This window comes from Sphingomonas epibiotica (genome assembly GCF_039615155.1).
In the GTDB taxonomy this organism is placed as follows: domain Bacteria; phylum Pseudomonadota; class Alphaproteobacteria; order Sphingomonadales; family Sphingomonadaceae; genus Sphingomonas.
Map to the genome: position 1 here is coordinate 254,939 of NZ_JBDGHY010000007.1, position 19,440 is coordinate 274,378.

The 19,440-nt window shown below is 66.0% G+C and carries 15 protein-coding genes and 1 tRNA gene; 12 read left to right on the forward strand and 4 right to left on the reverse strand.

Features of this window, described 5'->3' with window-relative positions:
• The first annotated feature begins 27 nt into the window (after positions 1–27).
• The 5 genes from gcvT (at position 28) to AAIO73_RS15470 (ending at position 5,607) form a co-directional block, all read left to right on the forward strand.
• A complete protein-coding gene (gene gcvT / locus AAIO73_RS15450) occupies positions 28–1,221 on the forward strand; it encodes a glycine cleavage system aminomethyltransferase GcvT (RefSeq protein ID WP_345879085.1) in 1,194 nt (397 codons plus the stop codon).
• A 14-nt stretch (positions 1,222–1,235) separates the two neighbouring features.
• Entirely contained in the window at positions 1,236–1,607 is a 372-nt protein-coding gene (gene gcvH / locus AAIO73_RS15455) for a glycine cleavage system protein GcvH (RefSeq protein ID WP_242118005.1), read from the forward strand.
• A gap of 170 nt (positions 1,608–1,777) precedes the next feature.
• Entirely contained in the window at positions 1,778–3,136 is a 1,359-nt protein-coding gene (gene gcvPA / locus AAIO73_RS15460; RefSeq protein WP_345879086.1) for an aminomethyl-transferring glycine dehydrogenase subunit GcvPA, read from the forward strand.
• Positions 3,133–4,707, forward strand: coding sequence for an aminomethyl-transferring glycine dehydrogenase subunit GcvPB (gene gcvPB, locus AAIO73_RS15465; RefSeq protein WP_345879087.1), 1,575 nt, complete (start codon positions 3,133–3,135; stop codon positions 4,705–4,707). The genes gcvPA and gcvPB overlap by 4 nt, the downstream gene beginning before the upstream one ends.
• Before the next feature lie 48 nt (positions 4,708–4,755).
• Positions 4,756–5,607 carry a formate/nitrite transporter family protein gene (locus AAIO73_RS15470; protein WP_345879088.1) on the forward strand — a complete coding sequence of 284 codons (852 nt, stop codon included), beginning with the start codon at positions 4,756–4,758 and terminating at the stop codon, positions 5,605–5,607.
• On the opposite strand, the gene AAIO73_RS15475 is transcribed toward AAIO73_RS15470, so the two are convergent.
• Entirely contained in the window at positions 5,604–6,500 is an 897-nt protein-coding gene (locus tag AAIO73_RS15475) for a DMT family transporter (RefSeq protein WP_345879089.1), read from the reverse strand. The genes AAIO73_RS15470 and AAIO73_RS15475 overlap by 4 nt on opposite strands.
• 250 nt (positions 6,501–6,750) lie before the next feature.
• Here AAIO73_RS15475 and AAIO73_RS15480 point away from each other — a divergent pair, with 250 nt between their 5' ends.
• Entirely contained in the window at positions 6,751–6,927 is a 177-nt protein-coding gene (locus tag AAIO73_RS15480) for a hypothetical protein (RefSeq protein ID WP_345879090.1), read from the forward strand.
• Between the two features lie 319 nt (positions 6,928–7,246).
• Positions 7,247–8,512, forward strand: a complete 1,266-nt coding sequence (locus AAIO73_RS15485) for an aminoacyl--tRNA ligase-related protein (protein WP_526023816.1) — start codon at positions 7,247–7,249, stop codon at positions 8,510–8,512.
• Positions 8,513–8,660: 148 nt separating this feature from the next.
• Here the strand turns inward: AAIO73_RS15485 and AAIO73_RS15490 are convergent, their stop codons facing one another.
• Positions 8,661–9,122 (reverse strand): DUF3597 domain-containing protein, encoded by a 462-nt coding sequence (locus AAIO73_RS15490; RefSeq protein WP_345879092.1) that lies wholly within the window; start codon positions 9,120–9,122, stop codon positions 8,661–8,663.
• Between the two features lie 111 nt (positions 9,123–9,233).
• On the opposite strand from AAIO73_RS15490, the gene AAIO73_RS15495 reads away from it, so the two are divergent.
• Both AAIO73_RS15495 and AAIO73_RS15500 read left to right on the forward strand, forming a co-directional pair.
• Positions 9,234–11,480 (forward strand): ribonuclease R family protein, encoded by a 2,247-nt coding sequence (locus AAIO73_RS15495; protein ID WP_345879093.1) that lies wholly within the window; start codon positions 9,234–9,236, stop codon positions 11,478–11,480.
• A gap of 94 nt (positions 11,481–11,574) precedes the next feature.
• On the forward strand, positions 11,575–12,843 hold the full coding sequence (locus tag AAIO73_RS15500) for a methyl-accepting chemotaxis protein (protein WP_345879094.1): 1,269 nt from the start codon (positions 11,575–11,577) through the stop codon (positions 12,841–12,843).
• Positions 12,844–13,031: 188 nt separating this feature from the next.
• Here AAIO73_RS15500 and AAIO73_RS15505 read toward each other — a convergent pair whose 3' ends face one another.
• Positions 13,032–14,810: an ABC transporter transmembrane domain-containing protein gene (locus tag AAIO73_RS15505; RefSeq protein ID WP_345879095.1), complete on the reverse strand. Its 1,779-nt coding sequence runs from the start codon at positions 14,808–14,810 to the stop codon at positions 13,032–13,034.
• Positions 14,811–15,028: 218 nt separating this feature from the next.
• Between AAIO73_RS15505 and AAIO73_RS15510 the strand changes: the two genes are divergently transcribed.
• Positions 15,029–16,261, forward strand: coding sequence for a polyhydroxyalkanoate depolymerase (locus AAIO73_RS15510; RefSeq protein ID WP_345879096.1), 1,233 nt, complete (start codon positions 15,029–15,031; stop codon positions 16,259–16,261).
• Between the two features lie 56 nt (positions 16,262–16,317).
• On the opposite strand, the gene AAIO73_RS15515 is transcribed toward AAIO73_RS15510, so the two are convergent.
• Positions 16,318–16,797: a pyridoxamine 5'-phosphate oxidase family protein gene (locus AAIO73_RS15515; protein WP_345879097.1), complete on the reverse strand. Its 480-nt coding sequence runs from the start codon at positions 16,795–16,797 to the stop codon at positions 16,318–16,320.
• 136 nt (positions 16,798–16,933) lie between these two features.
• Between AAIO73_RS15515 and AAIO73_RS15520 the strand changes: the two genes are divergently transcribed.
• Positions 16,934–17,008: transfer RNA gene (locus AAIO73_RS15520), tRNA-Gln, on the forward strand.
• 1,226 nt (positions 17,009–18,234) lie between these two features.
• Complete coding sequence (locus AAIO73_RS20310; protein ID WP_526023817.1) at positions 18,235–19,128, forward strand: site-specific integrase; 894 nt, start codon at positions 18,235–18,237, stop codon at positions 19,126–19,128.
• Positions 19,129–19,440 lie beyond the last annotated feature (312 nt).

Sequence of the window (19,440 nt, forward strand, 5' to 3'; positions counted from 1 at the left end):
AACCGATTCACGAAGGACTTGGCGCATATGAGCGATACCGCCCCGAACAGCGAACCCGCCCACGAACTGCGCGCCGACGGCAGCGATCCCGTCGAGGAACTGCCGCCGCAGTCTCTGCCGCTCGACGCATGGCACCGGGCGAAGGGCGGGCGGATGGTCCCGTTCGCGGGCTATACGATGCCCGTCCAGTATGAAGGCATCATGGCCGAGCATCTGTGGACGCGGGACAGCGCCGGGTTGTTCGACGTCAGCCATATGGGCCAGTTGCTGATCCACGGACCCGATGCGACCGCCGCACTCGAAGCGCTGCTGCCCGGCGACCTGAAGATCCTGAAGCCCGCCAAGATGCGCTATTCGCTGCTGCTCGATGATCAGGGCGGCATCCTCGACGATCTGATGGTCACCCGGCTGGGCAGTGAGCAGCCGTTCGGTGAGGTCGAGGGCGACGATGCCTTCTACATGGTCGTCAACGGCGCGACGAAGTATGATGATATCGGTCATCTGCGCGAAAACCTCGCTGACGAGATCACGCTCAACCATCTCGACGACCGCGCGCTGCTGGCGTTGCAGGGGCCGAAGGCGGTCGATGCGCTCGACCGCATCCTGCCGGGCGTGGCCGCGCTGACCTTCATGACCGCGGGTGCGTTCGAGTGGCAGGGCCATGCGCTCTGGGTTAGCCGCTCGGGCTATACCGGTGAGGACGGTTTTGAAATTTCGTTGCCCGAAGACGCTGCCACTGCCTTCGCCGATGCGATCTGCGCCGAGCCGGAGGTGAAGCCGATCGGTCTGGGCGCGCGCGACTCGTTGCGGCTGGAGGCTGGATTGCCGCTCTATGGCCATGACCTCGGCCTCGACACCACGCCGGTCGCTGCCGACCTCGGCTTCGCACTGTCAAAGCGCCGTCGCGAAGAGGGTGGCTTCCCCGGTGCCGAGCGCATCCTTGCTGAGCGCGCCGCCGGACCGGAGACGAAGCGGATCGGCCTGATCGTCGAAGGTCGCCAGCCGGTGCGCGAGGGTGCCGAGGTGATCGATGCCGATGACAACGTCGTCGGTCGGGTCACGTCGGGCGGGTTCGCGCCGAGCGTACAGGCGCCGATCGCCATGGCCTATTGCCCGCCGGCGCTGGCCGGAACCGGAACCGTCCTGCTGCGCCAGCGTGGCAAGGTGCATGCGGCACGCGTCGTGCCGATGCCGTTCGTCCCCCATCGTTACGTCCGCTAAAGGGAGCTTGTCGGATGAGCCGTTATTTCACGCAGGAACATGAATGGATCGAGGTCGACGGTGAAGTCGCGACCGTCGGCATCACCGAATATGCCGCGGGGCAGCTCGGCGACATCGTGTTCGTCGACGTGCCCGAAGAGGGCAAGCAGCTGACCAAGGGTGACGACGCGGCCGTCGTCGAATCGGTCAAGGCCGCATCGGACGTCTATACTCCCGCATCGGGCACGGTCCTCGAGGGCAATGCCGCGCTGGCCGACAACCCTGCGCTGGTCAACGAGGACCCCGAGGGCGAGGGCTGGTTCTTCAAGCTGACGCTGCGCGACGACAGCGAGCTCGAAGAACTGATGGATGAGGACAAATACGCCGCCTACGTCGCGCGGCTGTAAGGACTAAGGCCTTTCCCGTTCGTGCTGAGTAGGGATTGAGCCTGTCGAAAGCCCGTATCGAAGCACCGGTGGCGGTCCTTCGATACGCCGCTTCGACAAGCTCAGCGGCTACTCAGGACGAACGGATGGGCTGTGATCGGTGCCGCCCCGGCGGACCAACAAGGACCATCATGCGCTATCTTCCCCTGACCCCGACCGACCGCGCCGAGATGCTGGCCACGATCGGTGCCGACAGCATCGACGACCTGTTCGTCGACGTCCCTGTATCCGCGCGGCTCGACGGGCCGGTGCCGGGCCTGCCCAACCATACCAGCGAATTGGCGGTCGAGCGGCATCTGTCGGCGCTGGCGGCGAAGAATGTCGCGGCGGGGTCGGTGCCGTTCTTCCTCGGCTGCGGCGCGTATCGCCACCATGTGCCGGCCAGCGTCGATCACCTGATCCAGCGTGGCGAGTATCTGACCGCCTATACCCCGTACCAGCCGGAAATCGCGCAGGGCACGCTGCAGATGCTCTTCGAATTCCAGAGCCAGGTCGCGCGGTTGCTCGGCTGCGACGTGGCGAATGCGTCGATGTACGACGGCTCGACCGCCTGCTGGGAAGCGGTGACGATGGCCAGGCGGGTGACGCGCAAGGCGAAGGCGGTGTTTTCGGGCGGCGTGCATCCGCATTATGTCTCGGTCGCCAAGACCATGGCGAAGTTCACCGGCGACGTGCTCGACACGACCCAGCCGTGGCTGGTCGCCGAGACCGATGACGACCGGCTGATCGAGAAGATCGATGCCGATACGTCGTGCGTCGTCGTGCAATATCCCGATATCCTCGGCCGCATCCCTGACCTGCAACGCATCGCCGATGCCGCGCATGCGGTGAAGGCACTGCTGATCGCGGTGGTGACCGAGCCGGTCGCGCTGGGCGCGATCGAGGCACCGGGCAATCTGGGTGCCGACATCGTCGTCGGCGAAGGCCAGTCGCTCGGCGTCGGCCTCCAGTTCGGCGGTCCCTATGTCGGGCTGTTTGCGTGCTCGGAAAAGCTGGTGCGGCAGATGCCGGGCCGGCTGTGCGGCGAGACGGTCGATGCCGAGGGCAAGCGCGGCTTCGTGCTGACGCTGTCGACGCGCGAACAGCATATCCGCCGTGAAAAGGCGACGTCGAACATCTGCACCAATTCGGGGCTGTGCGCGCTCGCCTTCTCGATCCACCTGACGTTGTTGGGGGAAAAGGGGCTGCGGCAACTGGCCGAGGTCAACCATGCCAAGGCATGTGCGGCCGCCGAGCGGCTGGCCCAGGTACCGGGCGTCGAGCTGGTCAACGACAGCTTCTTCAACGAATTCACGCTGAAGCTGCCGGTCGAGGCGCGGCCGGTGGTGCGCGAACTCGCTGATCGCGGTGTGCTGGCGGGCGTGTCGCTGGGGCGGCTCTATCCGGGCGAGGATGCGCTGGCGAACGGTCTGGTCGTGGCGGTGACCGAAACGGTGACCGAGGAAGATATCGAAGCGCTCGCCGCAGCGCTGACGGAGGTATTGGCATGAGCATGAACCAGAGCGGCTGGCGTCCGGCCATGGGCGAAGCGACGGGCGGTGCACAAGCGACCTTCACCGGCAACCGTGCGCTGATGCTCGAAGAGGCGCTGATCTTCGAGATAGGGTCGAGCGAGACGACCGGCGTCGATATCGACGAAGCGCCCAAGGTCGCCTCGCGCCTCGGCAACCACGCCCGCAAGAGCGCGATCGGCCTGCCCGGCCTGTCGGAGCCGGAGGCGGTGCGGCATTATACGCGCCTGTCGCGGCAGAATTACGCGATCGACCTCGGCCTGTTTCCGCTTGGATCGTGCACGATGAAGCACAATCCCCGCCTCAACGAGCGGATGGCGCGGCTGCCGGGGTTCGCCGATCTTCACCCGCTGGGTCCGATCGACACGGTGCAGGGCGCGCTGGAGGTGATCCATCAGCTCGCCCACTGGCTGGTCACGCTGACCAACATGGATTCGGTCGCGATGAGCCCCAAGGCCGGCGCGCATGGCGAGCTGTGCGGCATCCTCGCGATCAAGGCGGCGCTGGAGAAGCGCGGCGAGGGGCATCGTAAGGTTATCCTCGTCCCCGAGAGCGCGCACGGCACCAACCCCGCCACGGCGGCGTTCGCGGGCTTCACGGTCAACGATATTCCGGCGACCGCCGACGGCCGCGTCGATACGCAGGCGCTGAAGGACCGGCTGGGGCCCGACGTCGCGGGGGTGATGATCACCAACCCGAACACCTGCGGGCTGTTCGAGCGTGACCTGAAGGAAATTTCCGACGCGGTCCATGCGGCGGGCGGTTACGTCTATTGCGACGGCGCGAACTTCAACGCGATCGTTGGGCGGGTCCGGCCGGGCGATCTCGGCGTCGATGCGATGCACATCAACCTGCATAAGACCTTCTCGACCCCGCATGGCGGCGGCGGTCCGGGGTCGGGGCCGGTGGTGTTCTCCAAGGCGCTGACCCCGTTCGCGCCGCTGCCCTTCGTCGAGAAGCAGGGCGACCGCTTCGTCCTCGTCGAAGAGGAAACCGCAGGTGAGCACCATGCCGACAGCTTCGGCCGGATGGTGGCGTTCCATGGTCAGATGGGCATGTTCACCCGCGCTCTGTCGTACATCCTCAGCCACGGCGCGGACGGACTGAAGCAGGTGTCGGAGGACGCGGTGCTCAACGCCAACTATGTCCTCCGCAGCCTCGACGACACGCTCGACGCGCCGTTCGGCAAGAGCGGGCCGTGCATGCATGAGGCGCTGTTCAGCGATGCGAATCTGGCTGACGGCTTCTCGACGCTCGACGTGGCCAAGGGGCTGATCGACGAGGGCTATCACCCCATGACGGTCTATTTCCCGCTGGTCGTGCACGGCGCGATGCTGGTTGAACCGACCGAGACCGAGAGCAAGGCGGCGCTCGACCAGTTCATCGGCGCGCTGAAGTCGGTCGGTGAACGTGCCAAGGCCGGTGACGCTGCGCTCAAGTCCGCGCCGCACTTCGCCCCGCGCCGTCGCCTCGACGAGACGCTGGCCGCGCGCAAGCCGGTCCTGGCGTGGAAGGAACCGGTGGCACCGGTCGCGGAAGCGGCGGAGTAACAGACCAGGTCACGGAACTGCGGTGCTGGCGGGCGGTTGCAATCGGCTATGGCCGACCCGCAACCGCCCGCCCCCGATACCGACGACGAAGAGCAAAAGGTCGCGTTGAATCCGAAGCAGGAGGAGGTGGTCGACGACCGCCGCGCCGCCTCCGCGCTGATCGTCCATGAAGTCGTGCGGCGACAGGGGATCGAGGAACTCGAACGTCCGGCCGCGTCGCTGATGTGGTCGGGCATCACCGCCGGGATCGCGATCGGCCTGTCGTTGCTGGGCAAGGCGGTGATGGATACCGCGGTGCCCGCCGGGCCCTGGACGCCGTTGTTGCAGTCGCTCGGCTATTCGCTCGGGTTCGTCGTCGTCATCCTCGGACGGATGCAGTTGTTCACCGAAAGTACGCTGTCGGCGGTCTTGCCACTCGCGACCGAACCGTCGGCGCGCAATCTGCTGCGGACGCTGCGGCTATGGGCGATCGTGCTGGCGGCGAATCTGGTCGGCACCTTCGCCTTTGCCGGGTTCGCGATGCTCGGTGGGCTGGGCGTCGAACAGGCGGCCGAACTGGTCCGCGTCAGCGGGGCGGTCCTGCATCATCAGGGGTTGGACGGGTTTCTCGCCGGCATCCCGTCGGGCATCCTGCTGGCGAGCGTCGTTTGGACGCTGCCGAGTGCGGAGGGGCAGAAGATCACCCTGATCGTGCTGCTGACCGGGCTGATCGATCTGGGCGGCTTCGCGCATATCGTGGCCGGGGCGGCGGAAATGTGGGTGCTGGTCATCCATGGCGACATGGGCGCGGGGCAGGCGTTCGGCTTCTTCGTGCCGGTCCTGTTCGGCAACATCGTCGGCGGCAGCCTGTTGTTCGCGCTGCTCGCCCATGCGCAGGTCCGGGGCGAGATCGTGGATTAATCCTCCTCGACCATTGCCCGCACCTTTTGCCGGCCGAGGCGATGTTCGCGCCATACGATAAACAGCCCGCTCATGATGATGATCGGCGCGCCGGCCCATGTCATCGGCGTCGGCAGCACGCCGAACAGCAGCCAGCCATAGACCGTCGCCCAGAGCAGTCCCGAATAGTCCATCGGCACCACCGCCGCGACGGGGGCCGATCGCGACGCGGCGGTCAGCGCGATCTGTCCCATGCCGCCGACCATACCGATCGCGATCAGGTTCGCCCAGGTCAGCCAGTCGTGCGAACGGATGTTGAAGGCATAGGCGGTGGCGATGAACGGTAGCGTCAACGTCGAGAACCAGAACACCGTGGTTCCCGCCGGTTCGTCGCGCAACTGGCGCAGCGCGATCGCGACCAGCGCGACGAACAGCGCCGCCATCAACCCGACGAACGCCCCGAACAGCGGCACATGGGTGCTGCCCGGCTGCGCCACGACCAGCACGCCGACAAAGCCCAGCAGCACCGCGCTCCACCGCTGCCACCCCGTCGGTTCGCGCAGGACCAGCGCCCCCAGCAGCGTCGCGAAGATCGGCACGGTGAACTGGAACGTCGTCGCTTCGGCAAGCGGCAGCAGCAGCACTGCACCGAAGGTGAAGACCATGCCGACCAGCCCGATCATCGACCGGGTCAGATGCCCCTTGATCCGCGTCGTGCGCAGCGATCGCAACCCCGGTCCGGCGGCGACGAAGCCCAGCACGATCGGCAACGCGCATAGCTGACGATAGAACATCGTCTCAGGCAGCGACGCGCCGCGCGTTTCGGCCAGCTTCACCAGTGCGGACATGGTGGACAGGAAGAAGATTGCGAGCAGGCGGAGCGCCAGCCCCTTCAGGATGCGGTCGCCGGGCATGAACGGGCACGTACAGACTGTGTCGCGCCGACGCCACCCCATGCGCCTGCCCATGAAGTTTGCAGGCTTGTCGCCTTCGCGCAGCGAGAGACTTCGCTAACCATGGTGCCCATGCGGAGGAGCCGACGCCTGTCCGCCGTCACCGGCGGTTGCGGCGGCCACGCGATTTGGCCGGCGGGTCCGTGCGCGCAGTGGCAAGGAAAGCGGCGGTACATGGATGCGACAGGACTGGATCGTTGGAGCGTAAGGCATGAAGTACGAGAAGAATATCGATCGTTTTGCGGAAATCGAAGTCTTCCCGATCGAACGGATCGTGCGCCGCGCCGGTCGCGATCGCCTGCAACCGCGAACGACCTTGCTGTTCTGGCTGGCGATCGCCGTCGTGCCGTGGATCGTCATCGTCGCCCTCGCATTGCGCCGCGGCTGAGCCGCGTATCGCCGCTTGGCGAACGGCCCCCTTTGCCGCTATCGCGCGCTCCATGAAGCACGCTCTCAACGTCACGCGCGAACAGGATTTCGCCGCTTGGTATCAAGCCGTCATCACCGAGGCCGATCTGGCCGAGGAATCCGGGGTACGCGGGTGCATGGTCATCCGGCCATGGGGCTATGGCATCTGGGAGCGGATCCAGCGGCTGCTCGACGACCGGATCAAGGCGACGGGGCATGAGAATTGCTACTTCCCGCTCTTCATCCCCTTGAGCTACTTCGAAAAGGAGGCCGAACATGTCGACGGCTTCGCCAAGGAAATGGCGGTCGTCACCCACCATCGGCTGGTCGCGGACGGCAAGGGCGGGCTGGTACCCGATCCCGAGGCGAAGCTCGAGGAACCGCTGGTCGTGCGTCCGACCAGCGAGACAGTGATTGGCACCGCCTTTTCGCGCTGGGTCCAGTCGTGGCGTGACCTGCCGGTGCTCATCAACCAATGGGCGAACGTCGTCCGCTGGGAAATGCGCACCCGCATGTTCCTGCGCACCGCCGAATTCCTGTGGCAGGAGGGGCATACCGCCCATGCGACCGCCGAGGAAGCGCGCGACGAGACGCTCAAGATGCTCGAAGTCTATCGCGAGTTCGCCGAAACCTGTCTCGGCCTGCACGTTATCGCGGGCGAGAAGCCGGAGAATGAACGCTTCCCCGGCGCGGTCGCGACCTACAGCATCGAAGCGATGATGCAGGACGGCAAGGCACTGCAGGCGGGCACCTCGCACTTCCTCGGCACCAATTTCGCCCATGCCCAGAACATCCGGTTCCAGAATGCCGAAGGGCAGTTCGAGCACGCCAACACGACCAGCTGGGGCGTGTCGACACGGATGATCGGCGGCGTCATCATGGTCCATGGCGACGATGACGGCCTGCGCGTGCCGCCGGCGATCGCGCCGTGGCAGGTGGTGATCGTGCCGATGCTGCGCGACGCGCCGGAGGACGAGCCGCTGATCGCCTATTGCCGCGAGTTGCAGGCTTCGCTGGCGAAGCAGTCTGCCTTGGGCGAACCGGTCCGGGCGTTGCTCGACCTGAAGCCTGCCAAGGCCGCGACAAAGCGGTGGGGCTGGGTCAAGAAGGGCGCGCCGGTGATCGTTGAGGTCGGCGGACGCGACATGGCGGGCGGCAATGTCTCGGTTGTGCGCCGCGACCGGCTGTACCGTGCCGATGGCAAGCTGGATTCACAGATCGTAGCCAAGGCTGACTTCGCGGCCGCGATCGGTGAGACGCTTGCCGACGTGCAGGCCACGTTGCTGGCACAGTCGACCGAGAAACTGCGGGGCGGAATCGTGCCGATCGACGATTGGGCCGGCGTCGAGGCGCATTTCGCCGACGGCAACAAGAACCCCGGCTGGGTCGATGTCCGCTGGGCGAAGCCCACTGGCGACGCGCTGGAAGCAGTTGTGCAACGGCTCAAGGCGTTGAAGCTCACGATCCGCAATGCGCCGCTCGGGCAGACTGGATGCGACGACGGCCCGTGCGTGTTCACCGGTGAGCCGGCGGTCGAGCGCGTGCTGATCGGCAGAGCGTATTGAGAATATCGCTCCCTCTCCCCCGGAAGGGAGAGGGATGCGGAGACTTGGTCTTTGCGCAGCAAAGCCTTGGTCGTAGCTGGGAGAGGGGTGGAGCTCGCTTGCGAATGCGCGGGCGGTCAGGCTCGCCTTGCCTCTCCTCCGTGAAGGGTCAGTCCTTCAACGACCCCGGCACCTGCCCACCGGCCTTGCCGAGTTCCTGCAACACCGCGCGGTGCAGCCAGATGTTCATCTCTGCGCTGCCGTCCTTCGCGCCGGTATAGCCCAGTTCGGTTGCCAGTTCCTTGCGGTTCTCGAGGCTGGAATCGAGGTCGAGCAGCTTCATCAGATCGACGATCGACGTCCGCCAGTTGAGCGCGGGATTGCCCTTCTGCTGCGCGATCCGCTCGATCGCGGTCATCGGATCGACCGGCTGCGGCGCGGCGGGCGCAGCGGGTGCCGGAGCGGCGGGGGCTGCCGGGGCAGGGGCGGGGGCATGCTGCACCGGCGTCGGGGCAGGAGCAGGCGCTGGCTGCGGCGCGGGCGCTTCCTTCTTCTTGCCCAGATAGTTGTCGCCGAACGGGCCACCATCCTTGCCGAAGATCTGCGTTTTGATGCGTTCGAAGATTCCCATGTCCGTCTCCTCCTGTCCGATAGGGTTGGCGGCCCAACGGACGGCGGGCGGTTCGGGTCCGCCGACGATACGCCATTGGTCTGACGCGCCACACGCCCTATGTCGTTGGCGATGGTACGCACCAAAACGCCGCCCGGCCTGCCCACTCGCGAGCAGATCCTCGATTTCATTCAGACCTCCGACACCCCGGCGGGCAAGCGCGAGATCGCGCGCGCCTTTGGGCTGTCGGCGCAGCAGAAGATATCGTTGAAGGCACTGCTGAAGGACATGGCCGACGAAGGGCTGATCGACAGCGCGCCGGGCCGCGCCTTTCACAAGATGGGCGGGCTGCCCAAGGTGACCGTGCTGCGCGTCGCCGATGTCGACGACGGCGGTAATGTCTGGGCGGTGCCCGAACGATGGGATGCGGATACGCAACCGCCGCGTGTCCGGGTGCGCGAACGCGGGCGGCGCAGCGCGCTGGGCGTCGGCGATCGCATTCTTGCGCGGACCGAGGAGGCCGGCAGCGGCTGGGCCGCCTATCCGATGAAGAAGCTCGACCGCGCCGCCGAAGCGGTACTGGGCGTGCTGCGTGCCGAGGGCGACAAGCTGTGGCTGCAGGGTGTCGACAAGAAGGAGCGCCGCGAGGTGCCGGTGACCGATGCCGGCGGTGCCGCGCCCGGCGATCTGGTGCTGGCGGCGCTTGGCGGCCGCCCCCCGCGCATCACCGCGCGCGTGGTCGAGCGGCTGGGCGATCCGTTCGAGGCGCGCAGCTTCTCGCTGATCGCGATCCATAAGCACGGCATTCCGGACGTGTTTGCGGAAGAAGTGCTCGCCGAGGCGGAAAAGGTTGCCGGGTATCCGCTCGGTGATGACCGCGAGGACCTGCGGCACCTGCCGATCGTCGCGATCGACCCGATCGACGCGCGCGACCATGACGATGCGGTCTGGGCCACTCGCGACGACAGCAGCGATAACGAAGGCGGCTGGCAGGCGATCGTCGCGATCGCCGACGTGTCCTTTTATGTCCGTCCCGGGTCGGAGCTCGACAAATCGGCGCGCTCGCGCGGCAACAGCGTCTATTTCCCCGACCGGGTCGTGCCGATGCTGCCCGAGATCCTGTCGGCCGATGTGTGTTCGCTGAAGGCCGGGCAGGATCGCGCGGCGTTGGTCTGCCACCTGACCATCGCCAAGGACGGCCGGCTGAAGGATTGGCGCTTCACCCGCGCGGTGATCCGCGTCGCGGCCAACATCGCCTATGAACATGCGCAGGCAGCGATCGACGGCGTCGCAGACGCGCCGGTGGCGCGCGAACTGATCGATGGCGCGCTGAAACCGTTGTGGGGCTGCTGGGCGGCACTGGCCAATGCGCGCGCGCATCGCGAGCCGCTCGACCTCGACCTGCCCGAACGGCGGATCGTGCTGGACGAGAAGGGTCGCATCCTGTCGGTTGCGCCGCGGGAGCGACTGGATTCGATGCGGCTGATCGAGGATTTCATGATTGCCGCCAACGTCGCCGCGGCGAAAGCGCTGGAGGCGAAGAAGGCGCCCGTCATGTACCGGGTCCACGAACCGCCGACGCGCGAGAAGCTGGTGGCGCTGAAGGACTATCTCGAGACCTTCGACGTGCCGTTCGCGCTGGGACAGGTGATCCGCCCGGCGACGTTCAACCATGTGCTCGAACGCATCGGCGAGGCCGACTTCAAACCGCAGGTGATGGAACAGATCCTCCGCACCCAGACGCAGGCATTCTACGGCCCGCAAAACCACGGCCATTTCGGCCTGAGCCTCGGCAGCTATGCGCATTTCACCTCGCCGATCCGCCGCTACGCCGATCTGATCGTCCACCGTTCGCTGGTCGGCAGCTATGGATTGGGTGACGGCGCGCTGCCCGCCGACGATGCCGCGAACATGGAGCGCGTCGGCGAGGCGATCAGCGGCCTCGAACGCCGCGCGATGGAGGCGGAGCGCGAGACGGTCGACCGCTATGTCGCCGCTTATCTGGCCGAACATGTCGGCACGGTGATGGAGGCGCGGATCACCGGCGTCGCCAGCTTCGGCTTCTTCGCCACGGTCGAGGGAGTGGGCGGCGACGGGCTGGTCCCGGCCCGCGACCTCGGCACCGAATATTTCCGCTTCGACGAAGCGTCGCAGTCGTTGATCGGCGACCATAGCGGCGAGACGTTCAGCGCCGGCCAGCGCCTGTCGCTCCGCCTTGCCGAAGCGAACCCGGTATCGGGTGCGCTCCGCTTCGAATTGCCCGATGGCAAGGGATCGGCGACCGGCAGCGGCCACGACCGGCGCAAGGGACCGCCGCCGCGCGTGCTCAAGCGCCGCGGCCGCCCCGCCAATATCCGGCATCAGGGGCGCAAGCGCTGACGCGCGTCGAATTGCAAGAAAACCGGGCGTGTCATCGCACTGTCACGCCCGGTTAGCCACCGGTTTACCCTGTGGCCCCTAGGTCGGGCGAGCGATGACCCGTCACTCCCGCCTCGACCCCGGCATCACTGCCGACTACCTGACGATCGGGCAGGATGCGACGCTGACCGCAGTGGTCGAACGGTTTCGGGCGCATCACGACCTGCGGCTGCTGGCGGTGCTCGATCCGCAGCGCCGGCCGGTGGGAGTGCTGCGCGAGATCGACGTTCGCGAACTGCTATTCAATCCGTTCGGTCACGCGCTGCTCGGCAATCCCAGCTTCGGCAACGGTATCGGGCGGTTGCTCCGCCGGGCGACGATCGCCGATTTCGATACGACGGTCCCCGAACTGGTCGAGTTGCACAGCGATGATGGCGTCGTGCTGGTACGCGGCGGCCAATTCGCCGGACTGCTCGACGCGACGCGACTGTTGCGGTTGGCGGCGGGCTGGCATGGGGATATGGCGGTGGCGGCGCGCCGCCGCGCTGAGCGGGTCGGGCAGGCGGCCCATGCCTTCGAAACCGGGATTACCCGGCTGTCGGGCGATATCGGCGCGGCTTGTACCGCGATCGGGCGGATGGCGGGCGACCTCGACCAGCGTGCCGCGGCGGCGCGTGGCGGGGCGATGTCGGTCGCGGCCGCCGCGCATCAGACCGCGCAGGGTATGGTCGATATCGAACAGCGTGGCCACGCGCTTGCCGCGTCGTTCGAACGCATCACCCGCGATACCGAGCGCGCCGATCGGCTGCGCCGCGACGCCGATGATCTGGTCGACCGCAATCGCGACCATGTCCAGTCGCTGTCCGACGTCGCCACGACGATCGAAGCGATGCTCGACCTGATCCGTGGCCTTGCCAAACGGACCAACCTGCTGGCGCTCAACGCCGGGATCGAGGCGGCACGGGCGGGCGCGGCGGGGCAGGGTTTCGCCGTCGTCGCGGGCGAGGTGAAGTCCCTCGCGCGGCAGACCGAGCACGCGGCAAGCGATATCGCCGGTCGCGTCGACGCCGTCCGGGCGCTGCTGGACGACGTGGCCGGCGGCCAGCGTGCGGTCCAGTCAGCCATCGCTGCGATCGGATCGATCACCACGACCATCGCCACCGCCATCGCCGCCGAACGCGACACGATCCACGCCGTCGCGATCCGGGTCGAGGAGGCCCGCAGCGCCGGCGCCGATATCGATGCGCGCGCCAGCGGCATCGCGACGGCCGCCGACGGCATCGGCGATCAGGCGGGCGCGCTGGCCCGGCTGGTCGATGGATTGGGTGCCCTCAACGCGCAGTTACAGGGGCGGGCGGCCGAACTGGTCGCAGCGGTGGCGTAGGTTAGGGGCGCCGACCCCATAGCATGATAACAGCAGTAGAACCGTTCGTGCCGAGTAGGGGCTGCGCTTGTCGAAGACCCGTATCGAAGCACATCGGCGAGAACGCCCCGTTTACGGCACCCCGTTCTCGACTTCGGTTCTCGACAAGTTCGAACCTGCGCTCGAACCGAACGAATGGGAAATCCCCCTCAACCCGCCTCGTGAAACTGCAAATTGGCCAGCCGCGCATACAGCCCGCCCTGCGCGATCAACTCGCCGTGCCGCCCGGTCTCGACGATCCGGCCATGGTCCATGACGATGATCCGCGACGCCGCGCGCACCGTCGCCAGCCGGTGAGCGATCACCAGCGTCGTCCGATCGGCCATCAACCGGTCGAGCGCGTCCTGTACCAGCCGCTCGCTCTCGGCATCCAGTGCCGAGGTCGCCTCGTCGAGCAGCAGGATCGGCGCGTCGCGCAATAGCGCACGCGCGATCGCCACCCGCTGCCGCTGCCCGCCCGACAGCCGCGCCCCGCCTTCGCCCAGAAACGTGTCCAGCCCGTCGGGCAGCGCGCGAAGGAAGCTGGTGGCATTGGCCGCCTCGGCCGCCGCCCATAGCTGTTCGTCACTCGCGTCCCAGCGGCCATAGCGCAGGTTGTCGCGGGCCGAGGCGGCGAAGATCACCGTTTCCTGCGGCACCATCGCGATCCGCGCCCGCACCGCTTCGGGATCGGCTTCGCGGACATCGACGCCGTCGACCGCGACCACACCCGCTGCCGGGTCGTAGAAACGCTCGACCAACTGGAACAGCGTCGACTTGCCCGCCCCCGACGGCCCGACCACCGCCACTGTCTCGCCCGGCGTGACGTCGAGCGTGAAGTCGGCGAGCGCCGCTACCTCTGGCCGTGTCGGATAATGGAAGGTGACGTCCCGGAACGACACCGCGCCGCGTGCCGGTTCGGGCAGCGCCACCGGCCGGGCCGGCGCGGCGATCACCGGCCGCTGTGCCAGCAATTCGGCCAGCCGCCCGGCGGCGCCGCTGGCGCGGATCAGGTCGCCATAGACTTCGGTCAGCGCGCCGAACGACCCGGTGACCAGCGCGGCGGTCAGGACGAAGGCGGTGATCGCCCCGCCGGTCGTCCGTCCCGCCGCCACGTCGCTGACCGCGTCCCACATGATGAGGGTGATCGCGGCGAACAGCATGCCGATGACGAATGCGGTCATGATCGCGCGGGTGGCGAAGCGTTTCTTGGCGGTTTCGAAGCCGCGATCGACGGCGGCCTCGAACCGGTCGCCTTCGCGGCCCTGCTGTCCGAACGCCTGCACGATCTTCATCGCGCCCAGCGTTTCCGATGCGACCGATCCGATATCGGCGATGCGGTCCTGGCTCGACCGCGACAATTTGCGCACCCGCCCGCCCAGCCACATGATCGGCAGCACGATCACCGGAATGCCGACGATCAGGTACAGTGTCAGCTTGGGCTGCAGCGTGAACAGGTACAGCACCCCGCCGACCCCGACCAGCAGGTTGCGCAAAGCGACCGATACCGTCGTGCTCACGATCCCCTCGACGATCGCGGTATCGGCGGTCAGCCGCGACGCGATTTCCGACGGGCGGTTTTCCTCGAAATAGCCTGGCGACAGCGTCAACAGGTTGCGATGCACTGCCAGCCGTAGATCGGCGACCGTCCGTTCGCCCAGCCACGATACGAAGTAGAAGCGCCCGGCGGTTGCGATCGCCAGGATGACGACCACGCCCAGCAGCCCTTCGAAATAGGTGCCGATCCGATCGGGGGTCGCGCCCATGGCGAAGCCGTTGTCGACGACCTTCTGAAAGGTTCGCGGAATCCACAGCGTCGCGATCGCTGCGGTAATCAGCGACACCAACGCGCCGACCAGTTGCAGCTTGTAGCGAATGGTGAATCGCCAGACCAGCCGGAGCGCCGGCAGCATCTTCGAACGGTCGGGGGCGGGGGCCGGATCTGCCATGGCGCGCGGCTTAGCGGTTGTGCGAACCGACCGCAAAGGGAACCTCCGCCCCGCTTCGTTGCTTACACGTATCGAAGGATGCGGTGCTCCGTATCGTCCATGCGCTTTCAGCGTACGGTAAGCTATGGCGTACGACGTTCGGAGCGTTGCTGATGGCAACGAATCGCTATATTTTTGCTGGTACGGGTGTTCCCCGTCAGACCAGGTTCGGGGTGCCCATGTTGTACGACGCTTATGAATGGCAACGCTCGTTGCTCGCCGGTGCCAGCGCTATGGCAAATTTCGGCGCAGGCCTGCTGCAGAACCCGAGCAACCCCTTCGCCTATTTCGGCGGCGGACCGGTGCTCGGATCGGCGCTGGCGGTGTTCGCCCATGCTGCCGCCCCACGCGGCAAGCCGGCCTTCGGCCTGACCAGCACGACAGTCGATGGCAGGCAGGTGGCGGTGCGCGAGGAGATCGTGCTGCGGCGGCCCTTCGGACAACTCAAGCGCTTCGTTCGTGAAGGCGTCGAAGGCGGGCCGAAGCTACTGATCGTCGCGCCGATGAGCGGCCATTATGCGACGCTGTTGCGCGGTACCGTCGAACGGATGTTGCCGACCGCCGACGTCTATATCACCGACTGGCGCGATGCGAAGCTGGTGCCGCTGTCGGCGGGCCGCTTCGATCTCGACGATTATATCGACTATGTCACGGCCTTCCTTGAAAAGATCGGCGAGGACGGCGATGCGCGCGCCCATGTGCTGGCGGTGTGCCAGCCCTCGGTCCCGGTCTATGCCGCGACCGCGCTGATGGGGGCGGACCGCCATCCCAACCGTCCGCGCACCCTCACCATGATGGGCGGACCGATCGATACGCGCGAGGCTCCGACCGCGGTCAACACGCTGGCGACCGAACGGCCGCATGCGTGGTTCGAACAGAATGTCATCGCGACCGTGCCGATGACCTATCCCGGTGCCGGCCGCCGCGTCTATCCGGGCTTCCTGCAACTTGCCGGTTTCATGAGCATGAACCTCGGCAGCCACATGATTTCCCACTGGGAAATGTTCAAGCATCTGGTGCAGGGCGACGGCGAGGGGGCGGGGACGACCCAGCGCTTCTACGAAGAATATCGCGCGGTGTGCGACATGACCGCCGAATTCTATCTGCAGACGATCGATCTGGTGTTCCAGACCCACGCTCTGCCCGAAGGCACGATGCGCCATCGCGGACGTCCGGTCGATCCGGGTGCGATCACCGACACGGCGATTCTCGCGATCGAAGGGGAACGCGACGATATTTCGGGGCTGGGCCAGACCCGTGCCGCGCTGACGCTGGCGACCGGTTTGTCGGACGAGCTGAAGCAGTATCACATGGCGCCCGAAGTCGGCCATTACGGCATCTTCAACGGGTCAAAATGGCGCAACCGCATCGCGCCGGTGCTGGAGGAATGGATCGCGCGCCACGACGGTTGACCGACGGATAGCGAAAGGAAGCGGGGCGGGGGCGCGAATCCCCGCCCTTTTTTCTGTCAGACGTCGACCTTGGCGTGGCTGCCGGCTTCGTCACCGCCCTTGATCGTCTGGCCGGTAAACATCTTCAGCTTGCCGAGCAGCGACTGGTCGGTTTCCCAGATTTCGGCGCTGTCGAGGTCGAAACGCAGCATCAGCAGCGACGGGTCCTGACGGCCCTGTTCGTACCATGCTTCGACCTGCTTCGACCAATATTTGTCGATAATGGCAGGGTCGCTTTCCTCGGTCAGCTTGCCGGCGATGCAGGCGAACAGGTCGTGACCCTTGGCGACGAACTGTACCATCGCCGGACCGCCTTCGGCCGCGCGGTTGTCGCGCTTGGTATAGAACCAGAATTCGCTGTGGGCGTCTTCGTCCAGCACCGCATACATCGGTTCGGAATGCTGGTGCTTGCCGGTCAGCCCGAGCATCACATAGGGGCTGGCCGCCATCGCCTTCCACATGGCTTCGCGGATTTCGGCGGGGCTCTTTGTCGACATGAATGTTCCTTCCTGCAGAGGTCGATGCGACAACGACCCAAAGCGCGCAGGTTTCCCGTCAAACACCTTGACCAAACCCCATTGCGCAACGCGACGGACTTCCCTAGTGCCACCCCACCGCGCAGGCCGCGGTCGCTGGGGCGTCGCCAAGCGGTAAGGCACCGGTTTTTGGTACCGGCATTCGTAGGTTCGAATCCTGCCGCCCCAGCCAATTTACTATCTAAGTCATTGTTCTAGCGGCAGAAAATCGGTCGCAACCACTGGATTGGGCCGGTGGGTGTGACGGCTCCTTGTGGAGATGCCGTGCCCGCAATCCAGAACGTCGAGCGCAGAGGCGCCGTCTACTACTGGCGCCGTACCGTCCGTTTTCAGGATGGTAAGCCTCTCACCCTACGCCTAAGCCTCCGAACTACCGCCCAGGCGGTGGCGCGCAGCATGGGGTGCGCGATGACCGCGAAGAGCGAGACTTTGAAGATGACCTTGGGCCAGGACGGCGGAGCCGCAAGCCTGACAACGACCCAAAAGGCCGGGATCTTCCGTAGGGCGATGGAGGAGATGCGCGACCATCTCGAGCTGGTCCACGTCGGTTTCCAGCGCACTGATCCGAACGCCACCTTTTTGATCGAGGGCCTCGTCGGCATCTACGAAGCGATGCTGAGGGATTTCGTCGTGCATGGCGTCCCGACGAACGTCGGTAGTCGCGAGCATGTCGAAGCGCGATTCCCAAGCCTGACGGACGAACAGAAGGAGACGCTGATCGACTTCTTTGCCGATCGACCAGACTGGCGTGACCGGTCCCTCGACAAGGCCGCGTGTGACCTTCGCGCGGCAGGCGTATGTAAAACCGCTGATAATCTCGACATTGCCCGGAAGGTCAATCTGGAAGGACGGCTCGCCGCCGCTCTTGAATATCGGCGGCGACTGGTCGATCCCGCAACGATGTGGACTGCCATGATCGACGATCGCGCCGCGTCCGGGCCAATGCCCTTCGCTGCGGTTGCCGCTGTACCCGCGGCCGTTCCTGCCACGGCGCCGCCGCCGGAGCCCCAGGTCGCCGAGCCATGGGCATCGATGACGCCGACCCAGGCGGCGGAACGTTTTATTGCCGACAATCCCAAGATCGTCGGTGACGCGAGGCGCAAGGCGCGTTGGACGGCGAAGACCCGGACCCAATTCCTGTCGGCGGCGCGCCTGCTTGAGAAGAGCTATGGTGCCCGCCCGATACGGCTCGTCGTGCGAAAGGATGTGGCGCGGCTTAATGAGCATTTCTCTCGGTTGCCCGTTAGCCACCACAAATCGCGGCGCCACGATGCAATGTCGCTCGAGGAAATTTGCCGCGAGGCAGAGGCGGAGATCAAGACTGGTGCCCGCGACCCGGAGACTATCGGTCTCCAATCGACCAGCACGAACCGGCATTTCCTTTTCCTGAAAGAGTTGATGGCATGGGTCGGCAAGCAGGTCGACGGTGTTACGACCATCGACTGGTCGGACTTCCTGTACGAGGATGATCGCGACGCGCGCGAACAGCGAGACGCGTATACCGAGGAGGAAGGGCGGCAACTGTTTCGTCTGCCGATCTGGACCGGTTCGCGATCGCTTGGGCGTCGGCTCGAACAGGGGACCGAAATCTGGCACGACGCGGGTTTTTGGGTGCTGCCCATCGCATGGTACACCGGTTGCCGGCGCGAGGAAATCTGTCAGCTGACGCTCGACGACATCGGTCAGGAGGATGGGGTCTGGTTCTTTACGATCACCGACGAGAACGGCGGGCACGTCAAGAACAGGGCGGCGGTTCGGTTGGTGCCATTCGCCGACGAACTGATGCGGCTCGGGCTGCCGGACTACGTCAAGGCGCTACGCGCCGCGGGTGAGACAATGCTGTTCCCGGAGCTTCGGACCGCGTCGGGCAAGCGGAGCTATGGCGACGTCTACTACAAGAACTGGTGGACGAAGATCGCGAGGAAACTCGACTTCATCGAGCCGGGGCAGGCAATTCACTCGTTCCGGCATATGGTTACGACGGAACTAAAGTATCGCGAGGTCTTCCTTGAAACCCGTGCCGACCTCGTAGGACATACGATGAGCGGGGAGACTGCCGGTCGCTATTCCAAGGCGGCGCGCCTAACTCGTTTGAAGGAGGCCGTGGACCAGATCCCCAAGGTGACCGATCGCCTCCGTCCTTTGGCGATGCGTCTGCTGCCAGCCGCCAGTCGGCAGCCTCGCCCTGCTCGTTCGGGCAAGGCATCAGGCGATGAAACGTCACCTCTTGCGCGGACGGCTCGTGCCCCGATCACCGGACGGGTAAGCCGAGGCGCTTCGCCTTCCCGATGACCGCGTTGCGGCTGACCCCGCCAAGCGCGATACCGATCTCCCGCTAAAATGCCAGTCGGCCAAAGCGTTCGCAGCCTGGTTACGCGGTCGTCCGGCCATGCGCTCGCGTGAGACGGTGAGGCATTGCGAAGCGTCTTTGTGCGTACGTGTCTTGCGTCGGACGTCGGTTGATCGGTTTCCGTAGGCGAAAGTTCGCCCAGTGCTGGAAGCCTTGGCATCGACACCGGTCCCAGCTCTGCGACGATATGTCATCGCGTTCCGGTGGACGGATGACGAAGCCTCCCTTGGCTGGCAAGATGTCAAAGTCACGAC

Bases quoted from the DNA above. Each gene is read 5' to 3' on its own strand.
- gcvT (WP_345879085.1), top strand. From the start codon at position 28: ATGAGCGATACCGCCCCGAACAGCGAACCCGCCCACGAACTGCGCGCC.
- gcvH (WP_242118005.1), top strand. From the start codon at position 1,236: ATGAGCCGTTATTTCACGCAGGAACATGAATGGATCGAGGTCGACGGT.
- gcvPA (WP_345879086.1), top strand. From the start codon at position 1,778: ATGCGCTATCTTCCCCTGACCCCGACCGACCGCGCCGAGATGCTGGCC.
- gcvPB (WP_345879087.1), top strand. From the start codon at position 3,133: ATGAGCATGAACCAGAGCGGCTGGCGTCCGGCCATGGGCGAAGCGACG.
- AAIO73_RS15470 (WP_345879088.1), top strand. From the start codon at position 4,756: ATGGCCGACCCGCAACCGCCCGCCCCCGATACCGACGACGAAGAGCAA.
- AAIO73_RS15475 (WP_345879089.1), bottom strand. From the start codon at position 6,500: ATGCCCGGCGACCGCATCCTGAAGGGGCTGGCGCTCCGCCTGCTCGCA.
- AAIO73_RS15480 (WP_345879090.1), top strand. From the start codon at position 6,751: ATGAAGTACGAGAAGAATATCGATCGTTTTGCGGAAATCGAAGTCTTC.
- AAIO73_RS15485 (WP_526023816.1), top strand. From the start codon at position 7,247: ATGGCGGTCGTCACCCACCATCGGCTGGTCGCGGACGGCAAGGGCGGG.
- AAIO73_RS15490 (WP_345879092.1), bottom strand. From the start codon at position 9,122: ATGGGAATCTTCGAACGCATCAAAACGCAGATCTTCGGCAAGGATGGT.
- AAIO73_RS15495 (WP_345879093.1), top strand. From the start codon at position 9,234: ATGGTACGCACCAAAACGCCGCCCGGCCTGCCCACTCGCGAGCAGATC.
- AAIO73_RS15500 (WP_345879094.1), top strand. From the start codon at position 11,575: ATGACCCGTCACTCCCGCCTCGACCCCGGCATCACTGCCGACTACCTG.
- AAIO73_RS15505 (WP_345879095.1), bottom strand. From the start codon at position 14,810: ATGGCAGATCCGGCCCCCGCCCCCGACCGTTCGAAGATGCTGCCGGCG.
- AAIO73_RS15510 (WP_345879096.1), top strand. From the start codon at position 15,029: ATGTTGTACGACGCTTATGAATGGCAACGCTCGTTGCTCGCCGGTGCC.
- AAIO73_RS15515 (WP_345879097.1), bottom strand. From the start codon at position 16,797: ATGTCGACAAAGAGCCCCGCCGAAATCCGCGAAGCCATGTGGAAGGCG.
- AAIO73_RS20310 (WP_526023817.1), top strand. From the start codon at position 18,235: ATGGCATGGGTCGGCAAGCAGGTCGACGGTGTTACGACCATCGACTGG.